12 protein-coding genes are annotated in these 15,531 nt (G+C 41.3%); 7 read left to right on the forward strand and 5 right to left on the reverse strand.

Annotated elements, in window-relative coordinates; all coding sequences use genetic code 11:
* Positions 1-13 precede the first annotated feature (13 nt).
* From LBYS_RS08770 to LBYS_RS08790, 5 genes are all read left to right on the forward strand, one after another.
* Positions 14-1,912, forward strand: coding sequence for a TonB-dependent receptor plug domain-containing protein (locus LBYS_RS08770; protein ID WP_013408519.1), 1,899 nt, complete (start codon positions 14-16; stop codon positions 1,910-1,912).
* A 57-nt stretch (positions 1,913-1,969) separates the two neighbouring features.
* Positions 1,970-2,833: a hypothetical protein gene (locus LBYS_RS08775; RefSeq protein WP_013408520.1), complete on the forward strand. Its 864-nt coding sequence runs from the start codon at positions 1,970-1,972 to the stop codon at positions 2,831-2,833.
* Entirely contained in the window at positions 2,830-3,393 is a 564-nt protein-coding gene (locus tag LBYS_RS08780) for a hypothetical protein (protein ID WP_013408521.1), read from the forward strand. Before LBYS_RS08775 ends, LBYS_RS08780 begins: the two co-directional genes overlap by 4 nt.
* 78 nt (positions 3,394-3,471) lie before the next feature.
* Positions 3,472-5,979: a c-type cytochrome gene (locus LBYS_RS08785; RefSeq protein WP_013408522.1), complete on the forward strand. Its 2,508-nt coding sequence runs from the start codon at positions 3,472-3,474 to the stop codon at positions 5,977-5,979.
* A 4-nt stretch (positions 5,980-5,983) separates the two neighbouring features.
* The gene (locus LBYS_RS08790; protein WP_013408523.1) at positions 5,984-6,844 is read left to right on the forward strand and encodes a hydroxypyruvate isomerase family protein; all 861 of its coding nucleotides are present in this window, start codon (positions 5,984-5,986) and stop codon (positions 6,842-6,844) included.
* 130 nt (positions 6,845-6,974) lie between these two features.
* Here LBYS_RS08790 and LBYS_RS08795 read toward each other — a convergent pair whose 3' ends face one another.
* The 5 genes from LBYS_RS08795 to LBYS_RS08815 all read right to left on the reverse strand — a co-directional run bounded on the left by LBYS_RS08795 (position 6,975) and on the right by LBYS_RS08815 (position 12,581).
* On the reverse strand, positions 6,975-8,375 hold the full coding sequence (locus tag LBYS_RS08795) for a Gfo/Idh/MocA family oxidoreductase (protein ID WP_013408524.1): 1,401 nt from the start codon (positions 8,373-8,375) through the stop codon (positions 6,975-6,977).
* An 18-nt stretch (positions 8,376-8,393) separates the two neighbouring features.
* The gene (murA, locus tag LBYS_RS08800; RefSeq protein WP_013408525.1) at positions 8,394-9,698 is read right to left on the reverse strand and encodes a UDP-N-acetylglucosamine 1-carboxyvinyltransferase; all 1,305 of its coding nucleotides are present in this window, start codon (positions 9,696-9,698) and stop codon (positions 8,394-8,396) included.
* Between the two features lies 1 nt (position 9,699).
* Positions 9,700-10,374 carry a DUF4290 domain-containing protein gene (locus LBYS_RS08805; RefSeq protein ID WP_013408526.1) on the reverse strand — a complete coding sequence of 225 codons (675 nt, stop codon included), beginning with the start codon at positions 10,372-10,374 and terminating at the stop codon, positions 9,700-9,702.
* 81 nt (positions 10,375-10,455) lie between these two features.
* Entirely contained in the window at positions 10,456-11,061 is a 606-nt protein-coding gene (locus LBYS_RS08810; RefSeq protein ID WP_013408527.1) for a hypothetical protein, read from the reverse strand.
* 2 nt (positions 11,062-11,063) lie between these two features.
* Positions 11,064-12,581, reverse strand: coding sequence for a glycoside hydrolase family 10-like protein (locus tag LBYS_RS08815; protein ID WP_013408528.1), 1,518 nt, complete (start codon positions 12,579-12,581; stop codon positions 11,064-11,066).
* 136 nt (positions 12,582-12,717) lie between these two features.
* On the opposite strand from LBYS_RS08815, the gene lysS reads away from it, so the two are divergent.
* The gene (gene lysS / locus LBYS_RS08820; protein WP_013408529.1) at positions 12,718-14,421 is read left to right on the forward strand and encodes a lysine--tRNA ligase; all 1,704 of its coding nucleotides are present in this window, start codon (positions 12,718-12,720) and stop codon (positions 14,419-14,421) included.
* Between the two features lie 187 nt (positions 14,422-14,608).
* Entirely contained in the window at positions 14,609-15,529 is a 921-nt protein-coding gene (locus LBYS_RS08825) for a dihydrodipicolinate synthase family protein (protein WP_013408530.1), read from the forward strand.
* Positions 15,530-15,531 lie beyond the last annotated feature (2 nt).

Here is a 15,531-nt window from a genome sequence, read left to right on the forward strand (position 1 = left end):
ATATTCTATATTTATGAAATTCTATATTTTTTTAACTATATACTTTTTTACATATCTAAATATTTTTGCACAAAAGGATACCGTGCAACTAGAAGTGGTAACCGTTTCAGCTACCTTATTACGAAATGAAATCAAAAACACAGCTAGAAACATCAGCATAATCGACCGAAAAACGCTGGAAAGTGCACCTGTAAAGACCCTAGACGGCATTCTACAGTATGCATTAAACGTTGACGTTCGCTCCCGCTCTGCTTTTGGTGTTCAAGCTGACATCAGCATTCGTGGTGGACATTATGACCAAACCCTCATCCTATTAGATGGAGTAAAAGTGAATGATCCTCAAACAGGACACCATGCTTTAAATCTCCCTGTACCTTTTTCCATGATAGAAAAGATTGAGGTTTTACAAGGAGGAGCTTCCCGGGTCTTCGGCCCATCTGCTTTCTCCGGTGTAATCAATATCATCACCAAAAAGCCGGCTAAGTCAGAAGGAGAGATCCAATTGGGCGCCGGCCAGTTCCACACCTGGCAGTCGGCCTTATACGGCACTTGGGTAAAAGACAAATGGAACGTAGGCGCAGGGCTGGATTTGGTAAAGAGTGAAGGTTTCCAAGCTGCCACCGACTATAAAAAACATAGTTTAAATGTAAATGCAGAAAGAAGTTGGACCAAAGGAACCATACAGCTTTTATACGGACAAATGAGCAATGACTTTGGGGCATCTAATTTCTACCACCCAAAGTTCTTTAACCAATACGAAGAGGTATCTTCTCATCTGGCTAATCTGGCCTGGAAGCAGAGATATTCGGACAAATGGCAATCTACCTTCCTAGCAAACTACCGCCTGCATTATGATATGTTTGACTTCGATAATTATAGAAACACAGACAAAATAAATCTTCTCAATGTACATAGATCTGATGTCTGGGACATAGAATGGAAGTTTAATTACAAAAATCACACGGCATTTGGTTTAGAATGGAGAAAGGAAGGTATACTTTCAAACAGAATAGGAGATCCCCTTGATCAGCCAAGAAAAGAAGCAAAAGATTGGTCGGACCTAACTTACACTCATCAAAAGAGCAGAGATAATCTCAGCCTGTTCTTTGAACGTAAATTTGTATGGCAGAATTTCAATCTGAATGTAGGAACTTTGGGCAGTTATAATTCCAAGTTTGGATTCTCCCTATTCCCCGGCTTAGATCTTGGTTATGCTTTAGATAACACTTCCCGCATTTATTACACGGTCAATAGGTCGCTTCGATTCCCTACCTTTACGGAATTATATCTCAAAAATAACACCGTTACTGGTGACCCTAACCTACTCCCGGAAAAGGCTTGGACTCAGGAGCTGGGATTCAAAAAGCAGTCGCATGGTTCCCTTTCTCAAGTTTCTCTATTCTATACGCATACAGAAGATGCCATAGATAAGGTCAAGCGACCAGGCATTACGGTACCACTAATGGAAAACATGGATTATCTGAACCGCTGGGGCATAGAACTGGCCCAAAAATGGAATTTCAGTAAAAACCCTATTCGCCTCAAACAATTTAGCCTGAATTATGCCTGGATTCACGCCGATAAAAAAGAAGAAGGTTATCAATCCTTCTATACCTTAAACTACCTGAAGCACAAAGCCACCTTAGGAACCTTGTTTGAACCTCTACCTTCATGGAACCTCAGCCTATGGTATACCTTTAAGGATAGAGCCGGACAATACTCCTGGGATGATGCATCCGCTCCTATAGATTACGCATCCTTTGGACTTTTGGACTTTAGAACTTCCTATAAAATTCAAAAGTTTGAAATCAGGTTAGACCTGAATAATCTTCTGAACAAGGAATACTTTGAATATGGCTTTGTCAAACAGCCTCCTCGTACCATAACGGGCACTATAGTATACGGCTTTTAATTATTGGCCCGGAGATTTCCGGGCCTTTTTTCTTGTTATATTTGCAGGCAAATCCATATGTACAAATTCCTTCTATCGCTCTTGCTGCTCAGTTCTTTAGCCTGGGCTCAACCTCCAAAACCAAATATGGAGGTTCAAGAACGCGCCTTGAAGAAAATTGAGGCAGCACGACAAAAACCCAAAAGTCAGGTTTGGCCCCATTTGGAGAAAAACTGGTTCTTTGATAACCTTGTACTAAACGTACGCCAACCCCTTTCTCTCAATCAAGGTAAACCAACCTATTTCTGCGGATACGCCGCTCTTACCCATTATATCCTACTTTGGAATCCCGAATTCTACGTAGATAAAGTCCTGGAACTATATTTTAAGGGAAGCACTGAAGTGTCTGATCGTACACTAAATTCTTCTGATGAAATCAGACAGGCTGCCGGCACCCTGTACAATAAGGGCAAAATGGATATCAGACATGCTGACCAAATGTGGTTCTTGGTTTTGGCCGATAATTATAAAGGTTACCTAAACAACAAGGACAAAACCTTTGACATGGGAGATGAAAACAACTTCTGGGCAGCCAGCAATTACAAGAAATTCAATAATATGCTTCGCTCCCTGACGCAGAAGGAAATCCATGCCAAAGGAGCGGACCTAATAGGCCCCGTGTTCCTTAATTATGGGAAGTTTATTCAAAACATTTCTAAAGACCATACAGTCATCCTTTATCTCAATAATAAGGCCCTTTATCCTAATAAGTTTTTCCGTTTCATACTTCCCACTCCTACCCATTTCGTGGTGCTTTACCAGATGGAAGAAAAAGAGGGACATTATGTTTTAGATTATTGGGACTATGGATTGAGAACGAAAATGAATCTGAAAAAAAGAAAACTTAGAAGGTTAGTTTACGGCATCACCTATATTCCATGAAAAAGCTACTGCTTCTATCCCTTATTCCACTTCTCTCCTCCTGCTTCACCTCCAAAGTGAGGAAGTCAGAGGAATATTATTTTATCAATGAAGGTTCTATAAAAGACTTATTAAAGAACTATGATAAAATGTACCAAAAACAACCCTTCGCCTTGGGATTTTCAGATAGAAGATTCAGCTATTATACCTTGATCATGTATACAGATACCGTCAGGTATATCTATAATTCCAAATTAAAACGAGAACTAGTTTTTGAAGAAATGATGAAATCCCCCCTTCAAAATGAAGAACTCACGCAATTAGCTCAGCAGATCAAAGAATTAGAGTGCCTTTGGATAGACAAGTCGGAACTCTACTTAGAAGGAAGAAAAATTCCTGCCACTTTCCTGTCCTTCAAATCACTGCTCTTTCACCGACCGTTTGAGGAAAATAAATATTATATTCTGGCCTTCTTAGACTCTCCACTCCCTAAAACTACTACCACCAGAAGGCTGAGAAAATACGGTTATCATGAGGTAGGACACAATGTATACTTCACCATCTCCAATAGATTTAGATAATTTCAAAAATATCTAATAAAAAAGGTGCGTTTTTTGATTTAAAAAATTGATTTATATTGGGTTAGAAAAATTCAACCTATGAATCATTATTTAAAAATAGCTGCAGGATTCCTGACCCTCCTGACGGCTGCTTCAGAAACCCCTATCCAGATACAGGAGGATTTTAAAGTAGAAAAACTCTATTCCCCCTCAGAAGCAGGACTAGGCTCCTGGGTTTCCATGACCTTTGACCCGCAGGGAAGACTAATCACTTCAGATCAGTTTGGAGGGCTGTATCGTCTCCGCCTAGAAAGCCCCATCCAAGTGGAAAAACTGAGTATTCCGGGGGACACACTAGGTTTCGGGGCCGCCCAAGGCATGGTCTTCCACAAAGACGTCTTATATCTTTTGGTCAATTATAATGGAAAAGATCAACACAAGAGTGGACTGTACAAATTAGAAGACCTGAACAAAGATGACACCTTTGAAACCTTAACTCTCATCAAAGGCCTAAAAGGAGAAGGGGAACATGGCCCTCATAGCCTGGTTTTAGACCCCGCAGAAGAACACCTATACCTCATCGCCGGAAATCATACGGACCTACCGAAAATGGACGAGTACCTCCTTTCTCCTACTTGGAAACACGATAACCTATACCCTTTCCTCAAAGATCCTAGAGGGCATGCTACAGACCGCAAAGAACCCGGAGGGTGGATTGCGAAAGTTGAACTAGCCTCCGGTAAGTGGACTCTGGTAGCCGCAGGATTCAGAAATGCCTTTGATTTGGCCTTTAACGAAGACGGAGAACTCTTTGCTTACGACTCTGATATGGAATGGGATTTAGGCATGCCTTGGTACAGGTCCACTCGCCTTTGTCACGTCATTAATGGAAGCGAGTTCGGTTGGAGAACCGGTTCTGGAAAATGGCCAGAATACCACGTGGATCAGGTGGCACCATTACTTCACATGGGACAAGGATCCCCCACAAACCTCATCTCTTTAAAGAACGCCGCCTTCCCCGAAGATTATAAGAATACCTTACTAGCCTTTGATTGGAGCTTTGGCATCATATATTCTATACATCTAAAAAGAGAAAGGGAGTCTTATCAGGCTGAAAAGAAAGAATTTTTAAGTGGTATTCCTTTACCCCTGACTGACGGTGTAATTGGGCCTGACGGTGCGCTTTATTTCTTAACCGGGGGACGTAAGTTGCAATCTAATCTGTACAAGGTTTCTTATGTGGGTAATAAGCCCAAAATCAAGCCCAGCGAAACGCTCCATCCTTTTGCTCTTAGAAGAAAGCTTGAAAGCCTCCCTAAAGACTTAGATCAAATATGGCCTTATCTGGATCATGAGGAAGCTCAGATCAAGTATGCAGCCAGAATGGCTTTAGAGCACATTTCTCCTGAAAAATGGGAGACAAAAGTCCTTTCAGAACCCTCCTTTTCCAAAAGAATTATAGGCTTAATGGCTTTATGCCGGGCAAAAGAGAAAGTAAATAAAGCAGGGCTAGAAAGGTCTCTGTTAGAAATACCTGTCAACACACTTACACTTCAGCAAAGACTGGAATACTGGCGGGTTTGGGAAATCTATATCTCTCGCCACGGTCAGCCCATTCAAATAACGGCATTCCATCAATTCTTACCCTTCCCTAATCAAGATGATTCGGAGAATAGACAAGTAGCCAAGTTAATGGTAGCCACTCAGCATCCCCAAGCGGTTAGCAGACTCTTACCCTACTTGGAGCAGAATCAGGAAAATGTGCAGTATGCCTCCGCTGAACATTTGATCCTTAGAAATCCCAATTATGGCATAGACCTAGCCAGGCTACTTGAAAAACTACCTCCTGAAAATCAAATGTTCTATGCTATACTCTTATCTGAACAAAAAGTAGGATGGACTCCAAAGTTAGAGGAAACTTACTTCAAGTGGTATAAAAAGGCATTCCAATACAGAGGAGGTCTTAGCTATGTAGGCTTTTTGGACAATGCACGTAAAAATGCATTAAACAGAGTCACTCGCAAAACCTTTCTGCATCAACTTTCAGGAGGAGATGACCTGAATCCAAGCGGGAATGATCTGATCACTGCCCCGGAAGGACCAGGGAGAAGTTGGAAAACTGAAGATGCCACCGCCTTATTTAAAGACGGCTGGGGCATAAGAGATTTTTCTAAAGGCCAAAACCTGTACAAAGCTACTCTTTGCGACAAATGCCATACTCTACAAGGAGAGGGCGGTAATATTGGTCCGGATCTCACCCGCTTAGGAACCAGGTTTGATATCAAGGGGATAGTAGAAGCTATTATAGAGCCTAACCTTTCCATATCAGATCAATACGCTGCCACACACCTCCAACTGAAAAATGGAGAAACCCGGGTAGGGAAAATCATAAACGAAGATGCACAGTACATTAGCTTGTCGCAAAACCCCTTCACGCCTACTATTACTATGAAAATACCCAAAAAAGACGTAGTTTCAAGGCAAATTTCAACGGTATCCATGATGTTACCCGGCTTGATCAATGGTTTAAATGAGGAGGAAGTAAGAGACCTTGTAGCATTTCTCATGGCCGGTGGAGATCCTAATCATTCCGTTTACCAACCATAATCTTATGAAATCAACGCGTAGAAAGGCATTAAAAAGTATGTTAGGAACTGCCGCTTTAGGTTTAACCATAGGAGAAGCCTGTGCTACTCCTAACACAGCATTAAAAGGAAACATTAAACACTCGGTTTCTAGATGGTGTTTTGACGCAATCCCCTTAGAAAAACTCTGCCAAGAAGTGGTAAAAATGGGGATTCAGTCCATTGAATTACAAGGTCCAAAGGAATGGCCTATCCTGAAAAAATACGGATTAACCTGTGCCATGCCTCAGGGGGCCGGCTTAGGCATTGAGAGGGGTTTTAATGATCCTTCCCTGCATGATGAGCTGATCAAGAGTTATGAAGCCATCTTCCCTTTACTAAAGGAAGCCGGACTTGATAAGATCATCTGTTTTTCCGGAAATAGAAGAGGAATTTCAGATGAACAGGGAATCCAAAATTGTGCCTTGGGTCTCAAAAAATTAATGCCTTCGGCTGAGAAGTATGGCATTACCATGGTCATGGAATTATTAAACAGCAAAGTAAATCATAAAGATTACCAATGTGATTCCACGGAATGGGGAGTTAAACTTTGTCAAGCAGTAGGATCAGAAAACTTCAAACTACTTTATGACATCTACCACATGCAAATCATGGAAGGGGATGTAATAGCCACCATCAGAAAGCACCACAAGTATATAGCCCACTACCATACAGCCGGTGTACCTGGAAGAAATGAGATTGATGAAACTCAGGAATTGTATTATCCGGCCATAGTCAGAGCTATCATTGAGACAGGATATAAAGGATTCTTAGGTCAAGAATTTGTGCCAAAAGGGACGGATCCTTTGGTCTCTCTGAAACAAGCTATAGATATTTGCGACGTATAAAAAAGAGGCTGTCCAAAAAGGTCAGCCTCTCATGTTTTTTGTTATTTTTATTCGTACCCCCCTGCAGGCAGGGTGTCTAAATATTCAATTCTCAGACCACTCATCTACCTTTTTAGACGGCTCCTTCTCTTTATACTTTATAGTATTGTTCCCATTCTTTTCTAGGAGGTGCCCCAGTAAGGTAAGCGTTAGCAAACTTGTTATTTGTGATCGTCTTCGTCACCGCATCAAAATACAATGGGGTATTTAATTTCTGTGCTAATACCCCTAAGCTAAACACTTGAGAAAGCACGCCATTGATTTCGAATGGACTTCTTGTCTTTTCTTTCCCTTGAATGGCTAGGATAAAGTTCGCGAAGTGATTAGATGGACTCTTTGGCACTTCCGGCAATTTAGGAGCCATTTCTTTCGCCACTTCTTCAGGGATAATGCTCAAGGTAGATCCGTGACTACCGCCTTTGAAGATTAGATCCTTAGTATAAATAATCTTACCCGGACTTAGAGTGGTCTGAACCTGACCCTGATTAGTGGCAGGCACATCAGCAGCGCCTACTGCACCTCCGAATCCTTTTGGAAGCGGTGGAAGGTTCTTCAAACCATCGTACCAGGTGATATCTACCGGTGGCATTCCCTTTCTAGCACCAAATTTAAACAATAGGGTAGAGGACATTGGGAAGAAGAAGTCATTGTGATCTTCTAGATATAATGGATTAATCTCATACGGAAGTCCTAGATCTAGGAATTCATGTACGGTATCAATTAGGTGCGCTCCCCAGTCGCCAAGGGCTCCCATACCATAATCAAACCAGCATCTCCATTCTCCATTGTGGTATAGGTCGTTATAAGGCTTAGGCATAGCTGTAGTGTGCCAAGTATCCCAATCAAGGGTGGAAGGGACAGGTTGCGGAGCCGGCCAGGTCTTCATTTTAGGATCCAACTTATGCCAACGGCGCCCCATGTTCATGTGTGCCGTGACAGCAGTGACATCTTTGATTATTCCTGCTTCAAACCAGGTTTTGAACTGGAAATAATTCCCTTCTGAGTGGCCTTGGTTACCCACTTGCGTTACAAGATGAGGATTCTTTCTAGCCATCTGCATCATGAGCTCAGCTTCGAGAAAGGTACGTGACATAGGCTTTTCTACATACACGTGTTTCCCGGCTTGCATACATGCCATGACAATGGGAAAATGCGAAAAGTCAGGTGTAGCAACAGTCACGGCGTCAAATTCCTTTCCAGCTTTATCTAAGAGTTGACGAAAATCCTGGAATCTCTTAGCCTTTGGAAACTTGTTCATGATTTTCTGTGTATGCGGAGCTCCCATATCTACATCACACAGGGCCACTACATTCACAAGACCAGTTTTATCAAAATCATTGATGATCTGTTCCCCACGGTTTCCAATACCAATATGAGCTATGTTCACTTTCCCGTTAGCACCCAAAATATTGGAGTAACTACGAGCTGAAGTGGCCGCAATAGTGGCTGAAGTCAAGGCTGTGGAAGCCAAAAATTTACGTCTTGAGAGCATTTTACTTTTAGGTTAAGGTCAAATTCTAACTATTTCTGCACCTAAGGCATTCAGACGTCCGTCGATGTTCTGATAGCCTCGGTCTATTTGGTCGATATTGTCAATTATACTGGTGCCGTCAGCAGATAATGCAGCTATTAAAAGAGCTACACCGGCACGAATATCCGGAGAGGTCATACGTATACCCCTTAAATTATATTCACGGTTAATTCCTATCACCGTAGCTCTATGCGGATCACAAAGTATGATCTGAGCACCCATGTCAATCAACTTATCCGTAAAGAACAAGCGTGATTCAAACATCTTTTGGTGAATTAGAACAGTTCCTTTCGCTTGGATAGCTGTAACTAGAACTATAGAAATCAAGTCCGGTGTAAATCCAGGCCATGGAGCATCATACACGGTGAGAATAGAGCCGTCTATGAGTCGGTTGATCTGATAGTGCTTTTGAGCAGGTACATAGATATCATCTCCTCTGAATTCCATTTGGATACCTAATTTCTTAAAGACATCAGGAATAATCCCTAATTCAGGAATTCTGCAATTCTTTATGGTTATCTCAGATTCTGTCATGGCTGCTAAGCCTATGAAACTTCCTATCTCAATCATATCAGGAAGCATAGTGTGCTCACAGCCGCTTAATTCATGTACGCCTTCAATGGTCAGCAAGTTTGATCCCACTCCGGTGATCTTTGCGCCCATTCTGTTCAGCATCTTACATAATTGCTGTAGATAAGGTTCACAAGCTGCATTATAGATCGTCGTAGTTCCCGGAGTTACTACAGCTGCCATGATGACATTGGCGGTTCCTGTTACGGAGATTTCTTCCATCCAAATGTATGAGCCCCTCATCTTATCACCGTCTACATGATAGAAGGCATCATCTGAGTCATAACTAAATGTAGCTCCTAGTTTTTGAAACCCTACAAAATGGGCATCTAAGGGTCTTCTACCTATCTTATCTCCACCGGGTTTCGGTGCTCTACCCTTTCCAAATCTACCTAACATAGGACCAAGGAGCATCACTGATCCTCTAAGTTGGGCAGCTTTGTCTTTGTATTGTTCGGACTCAAAATAAGAGAAATCCACATCTGCAGCTGTAAACTCTACAGAGCCAGGACCTAACTTACGCGTTTTCACCCCCATGCTTTCCAATAGATCTATCAGCTTATTGACATCTCTAATGTCTGGAATGTTATGAATAGTAACAGGTTCCTTCGTCAACAAAACAGCACATAAGATCTGTAATGCCTCATTCTTCGCCCCTTGAGGGATGATCTCCCCTTTTAATTTCTTTCCTCCCGTTATCTTAAATGAACCCATATCACTGCGGTCTTCTGCGGTTATTATTGTATCTGTTCTTGTTGTTATTTTGTCCGTTCTTATTGTGCTGAGAACCGTTTCTATTGTTGTTGTTGTTTCGGTGACGATTGTTGAAATTCGTTCTTTGTTTGAATGACACAGGACCGTCTTTTGGATTGGCCTCATCTACCATTCCGTTTGCCAACAAATCATCAATCTCTGGCTTAAGTTTTCCGCCCGAAAGCTCTAAGATTTGGTTCATACATACATTCGTCTCTACGGAGTCTCTGTTCCAGCTCAAATAGAACGACTTCATCAATTTCACCAGGTAAGACACAAAAGCCTTTCTCTCCTCAAAGGTTTCCGCCATCATGGCTTTTAAAACCAATAGTTCCAGATTTCTTCCGTAAAATTTATGCTTTAACTTACTTTGAGTATAAGGGATTTGCTTAGGTTTCTTACCCAAAATCTCTTTAGGAGGAGCAGGGAATGGACTATCTACATCAAGGTCAAAATTAGCCATGATATATAAGTCATCCCACAGTTTCTTGCTATAATCTGCACCATCTCTCATCTGAGGATGTATCTGGCGCATTAATTCTACCAAAATATGGGCGTGCTTGGTTCTCGTTTCCTTATCCGGTATGGTCACAATATGTTCAACCAGTTTCTGAACATTACTGCCATATTCTTTCATCTAATGTACTTGATTTAAATTCTCCCTATAAAGGGCATGCAAAGAGCAAAAATAAATATAAATATAGTATTTTTTTGGATATTAATCAAATAAATTCAGTCCTGTATTTGCAGGAGTAAGGAATATTCTATGATCCGTAATATCAGATCTATGCTCCTCTAAAAACCGAGTGAAGTCTTTTATTCCCTGAAAGTACCTATCTAAATCCAGATCTTCCATACGGTAAACCAAATGCCTTACCTCATGAAAATCATATACCACATATTCCATGGTTTCGCACCCTAGATCCCTTAACATGTATAGATAAAGGTTTTGGAACCCTTCTTTATACCTTTCCTCTGAGAAAACTTGTGTGGTCTTTATATCTATTACCCTCCTCTCCCCTACTACATCTGCAAATCCGTACAACTGCACCTCTCCTATGGTACTTTTAACTAGGTATTGAGCTTGAAATTGAGCCGGTAATAAGGACTGAACTTCTTGGATAGCCTGGGGATCAAACTCTTCATTAGGCTCTCCTAAAACCACCTTTTCAAATCGGGTGCCTTTGTTCATTTTTGCCAACTGATCATCACTGAAGTCCCTTACTCTATTAATTCTGTTCAACATGTTCTCCAGGGTAATGATCCCCTTCTGAAAACGCTGGAATTCATCTAATAAAGTAGGATATACCTTATACTTGACCATGTTTATAACAATTTATGCAGTTTACTTGGCCTGCCTTCGTTCCAAAGCCTACCCAGAGCCGTTATAGCGTACTCGTAAGCCTGCTCACTATCTGCCTGCTCGTCCCAATAGACTTTCTCTTGCTTATTCCTAACCACGGCCAAAATATTTCTTGGATCATCTAAGGTCCTCTTATCTCCTCGTTTGTACCGGTAGATAACAAAACTCCTTACATATTCTTCATATTCCACGGGAATCTTCCAGGATATTTTTACCGTTCCGCTACCCGTTCTTGTAAGTTCTGAAATCTCTGGTCTGGGAAGGGGATCTGCCGGCTTCCAATCCATCACAGGTGGGAGTGCAGGGTATCTGTAATATCTCTTGAGCGAATCATTCAATCTATGGGAGGTAGGCATCAAGGATTTGGAACTATAAAATACAGAACCGCTAACTCCTTCTAGCGCTGTATTCTTTCTGACTTGCTGCATCACCTGCCCGGCACCAGCCCAGTCCTTTTGGTTCTCACCTATTCTGTAACTACCAATTCCTACATATAAATGCCCTTTCCCTTTGTTTTTAACCCACCATTCTACCATAGGAAGGTAAGGCACTGTTTTGTGCGAGAAAGAAAAATACACTTGAGGTAAGGTATAATCTACCCATCCTTCCCTTGCCCACAACCTGGAATCCGCATAGAGATCATCATAGGAACTTAAAGCTCCGCTTGTTCTGGATCCTTCGGGATCTCTGTCTTTGCTTCTCCAAACAGCAAAAGGACTGATCCCAAACTTGACCTGTGGCTTCTCTTTCTTGATCGCTTCAGAAATATCGCGTATCAGTCGGTTCACATTATCCCTCCTCCAGTCTTCGATTCGAGTAAAGGCATACCCGTACTTTTTATACGTATATACATCATTTATCTTATGTCCAGGACTAGGGTATGGATAAAAATAGTCATCAAAATGAATTCCGTCCACATCGTAATTCTTCACCAAGTTCACCACCACATCCACTATGTACTTTCTCACTTCGGGAAGTCCGAAGTTATACACTTTATAGCCGCTATAATGTAGGAACCATTCCGGGCGCGTCTTTGTGATATGATCTGATGCTATTGACTTTGCAGAAGAATGTGTACCCCTATTGAGATTAAGCCAGGCATGAAACTCCATATTCCTTTCATGCGCATGTTCTATCATGAAATTCAGAGGATCATAGTAAGGCGAGGGCGCTTTTCCTTGTGTCCCGGTTAACCATTCAGACCAGGGTTCAGGACTGATAGCGTAAAAGGCATCAGAAGCTGCTCTCACTTGCACAAAAACGGCATTGATACCTAATTTTTGATGATTATCCAGGATATTTTTGATCTCTTCTTGTTGTCTGGAAGAACTCAAACCCTTTTGTGAAGGCCAGTCGATATTAGCTACGGATGCTATCCAAACACCTCGGAATTCTCTCTTAGGAATAGGAGCTGGCTCAGATGACTTAAATGAACTGTGTAAAAAGAGGAAAGTGAGACTCAGCAATCCTTTAAATTTCATCCTATAACGGGTTTTTACGAATTCAAATATCGGAAGAGATTGACCTTTTCCATATATATCTATCAATTTTCACGTAGAAATCTGAGCTTTAACCAGTAAATTCCACTAATTTTGCAGCGAAAATGAATATTTACGGATGCATTTGAGCGAACAGGAAGTATTAAGAAGACAAAAGCGTGAGGAGCTGATGGCTATGGGCATAGATCCCTACCCCGCAGAAGGATATACCACGAATACCAACATCAGAGATATTCTGATGCACTGGAAGCACAATAAATTTGATTTTAAGGATGTAAGTGTAGCCGGGAGACTGATGAGTTTCCGTATTATGGGTTCGGCCTCCTTTGCAGAACTTCAAGATGAAACCGGTAGAATTCAGATCTATATCAGAAGAGATGATATCTGCCCGGATGAGGACAAGACTTTGTATAATACGGTCTTCAAGAAGTTACTGGATATAGGTGACATCATTGGAATCAATGGATATTGTTTTGAGACTCAAACCGGCGAGATCTCCATTCACGTACGTTCTTTCAAACTACTTTCGAAAAGCTTAAAGCCACTTCCTGTAGTTAAGCGCGACGAACAGGGTAATGTATATGACGGATTCACCGATCCTGAACAAAGGTTCCGTCAGCGTTACGTTGACTTGATCGTTAATCCGGAAAACAGAGAGATCTTTATCAAAAGGGCTACGATCATCCGTACCATGCGTCAGATATTCGACAATAAGGGTTGGTTAGAAGTAGAAACTCCCATTCTGCAATCCATCCATGGAGGTGCGGCCGCCAGACCTTTCGTGACCCATCACAATACATTGGATATTCCATTGTACTTAAGAATAGCTAATGAACTCTATTTGAAACGCCTTATTGTAGGTGGATTTGATGGAGTTTATGAGTTTGGGAAAATGTTCCGCAATGAGGGCATGGACCGTACGCATAATCCTGAGTTTACGGCATTAGAATTCTATGTAGCTTATAAAGATTATCATTGGATGATGGAGTTCACAGAAGAACTTCTGGAAAAAGTAGCTCTAGCCGTAAATGAAGATACGAAATTCACTTTTGGTGAAAATGTAATCGACTTCCAAGGTCCTTATGCGAAATTGTCCATCATTGAAGCCATAGAAAAATATACAGGAGTTAATGTTGATACTGCTTCAGAAGAAGAACTCCGATTGAAGTGTAAGGAATGGGGTATTGAGATCGATGACACTATGGGTAAAGCCAAACTGATCGATGAGATCTTTGGTGAAAAAGTGGAAGAACACTTGATCCAACCTACCTTTATCATTGACTACCCTGTAGAGATGTCACCTCTTACGAAGAAGCACAGATCTAAACCGGGGCTAGTAGAGCGTTTCGAATTATTTGTAAATGGTAAAGAAATTGCTAACGCCTATTCTGAATTAAATGATCCTCTAGATCAAAGAGAACGTTTCGAAGAACAATTACGTCTGGCTGAGCGTGGAGATGAAGAAGCCATGGCACTAGATGAAGACTTCATCAGAGCTTTAGAATACGGAATGCCACCTACAGCAGGTATAGGTATCGGAATAGATCGCTTGACCATGCTTTTGACAAACAATGCTAGCATTCAAGAGGTACTCTTCTTCCCGCAGATGCGTCCGGAGAAGAAATTGCCACCGCTCAGTGAAGAAGGGAAAGGGGTTCTGGATTTACTTCAAGCGTCCGTTTCTATGCCTTTAGAAGAATTAAAAAATCAAGCAGGGTTAAGTAATAAGAAGTGGGACAGCGCCATAAAAGAACTGACCCGAAATGGATTAGCCAAAGTAGAAAAAATAGATGATAACCTCACGGTTCATTTACTATCTTGATATGTAGCCAGGTCTTTAGCACCTGGCTTTTTTTTGTCCTAAAGCATGCAGATTTTATCCTACTAAATCTATGTGATAAAATATGTGTGGTTTTGATTAATTTACGGTGCAGTTTGAACTGTTTGTACTCCTAATTTTGAGATTCCAATTTTTAAGACTTTTTTTTGAATTTATAAACTAGAAATTAATGAGTAATTCAGTACTTTGGCACGGGGTTTATCCTGCTCTTTTGACTCCATTCACTCAAAACGAGGAGATCGATTTTGATATGTTTAAGAAGAACCTTAAGGTTCAAATCGAAGCCGGAGTATCAGGCGTTATTCTAGCTGGTACCTTGGGTGAGGCTAGTACTTTAACAGCTGAAGAAAAATTTGACTTACTTAAAGCAGCTTTAAGTACTGTACCTGAGGGATTCCCTGTAATCCTGAACATTGCAGAGCAAGCTACTAAAGTAGCTGTTGAGATAGCCGTAAAAGCTAAAGAACTAGGAGCTACAGGACTGATGTTACTTCCTCCTATGCGTTACAAAGCTGCTGATGAAGAGGTAGTAGCGTATTTTACAACTGTTGCAAGTGCCACAGATCTTCCTATCTTGATCTATAACAACCCGGTAGACTACGGTATTAAGGTTACCTTAGATATGTTTGCTGAGTTAGAAAAATATCCTACTATTCAAGCGGTTAAGGAATCTACTCGTGACTTGACAAACGTAACGCGTATGATCAACCGCTTCGGAGATCGTTTCAAGATCTTAGGTGGTGTGGACACTATCTCTCTTGAAACTCAATTAGTAGGTGCAGTAGGATCAGTAGCCGGATTAGTGGACGCTTTCCCTGCTGAAACCGTAGCAATTTATAAATTAGCTCAAGTGGGTAGATTAGAGGAAGCCTTAAAGATCTACCGTTGGTTTATGCCATTATTGGAATTGGATATCCATCCAAAACTGGTTCAATACATCAAATTAGCTGCTACGGCTGAAGGATTAAGCAACGAGTACGTTAGAGCTCCAAGATTGACCTTAGTAGGAGAAGAGAGAGAGAGAATTTTAAAGATTATTGAAGACGCGAGAGCTACTCGCCCTACTTTACCAGATTACAAAAACTTATAATA

Origin of the sequence: Leadbetterella byssophila DSM 17132 (assembly GCF_000166395.1) — a bacterium.
Taxonomy (GTDB): Bacteria; Bacteroidota; Bacteroidia; order Cytophagales; family Spirosomataceae; genus Leadbetterella; species Leadbetterella byssophila.

Excerpts from the sequence above, each read along its gene's own strand:
- LBYS_RS08795 (WP_013408524.1), bottom strand. The coding sequence starts at position 8,375 with ATGCTCTCAAGACGTAAATTTTTGGCTTCCACAGCCTTGACTTCAGCC.
- LBYS_RS08810 (WP_013408527.1), bottom strand. The coding sequence starts at position 11,061 with ATGGTCAAGTATAAGGTATATCCTACTTTATTAGATGAATTCCAGCGT.
- LBYS_RS08780 (WP_013408521.1), top strand. The coding sequence starts at position 2,830 with ATGAAAAAGCTACTGCTTCTATCCCTTATTCCACTTCTCTCCTCCTGC.
- LBYS_RS08775 (WP_013408520.1), top strand. The coding sequence starts at position 1,970 with ATGTACAAATTCCTTCTATCGCTCTTGCTGCTCAGTTCTTTAGCCTGG.
- lysS (WP_013408529.1), top strand. The coding sequence starts at position 12,718 with ATGCATTTGAGCGAACAGGAAGTATTAAGAAGACAAAAGCGTGAGGAG.
- LBYS_RS08805 (WP_013408526.1), bottom strand. The coding sequence starts at position 10,374 with ATGAAAGAATATGGCAGTAATGTTCAGAAACTGGTTGAACATATTGTG.
- LBYS_RS08770 (WP_013408519.1), top strand. The coding sequence starts at position 14 with ATGAAATTCTATATTTTTTTAACTATATACTTTTTTACATATCTAAAT.
- LBYS_RS08790 (WP_013408523.1), top strand. The coding sequence starts at position 5,984 with ATGAAATCAACGCGTAGAAAGGCATTAAAAAGTATGTTAGGAACTGCC.
- LBYS_RS08825 (WP_013408530.1), top strand. The coding sequence starts at position 14,609 with ATGAGTAATTCAGTACTTTGGCACGGGGTTTATCCTGCTCTTTTGACT.
- LBYS_RS08815 (WP_013408528.1), bottom strand. The coding sequence starts at position 12,581 with ATGAAATTTAAAGGATTGCTGAGTCTCACTTTCCTCTTTTTACACAGT.
- LBYS_RS08785 (WP_013408522.1), top strand. The coding sequence starts at position 3,472 with ATGAATCATTATTTAAAAATAGCTGCAGGATTCCTGACCCTCCTGACG.
- murA (WP_013408525.1), bottom strand. The coding sequence starts at position 9,698 with ATGGGTTCATTTAAGATAACGGGAGGAAAGAAATTAAAAGGGGAGATC.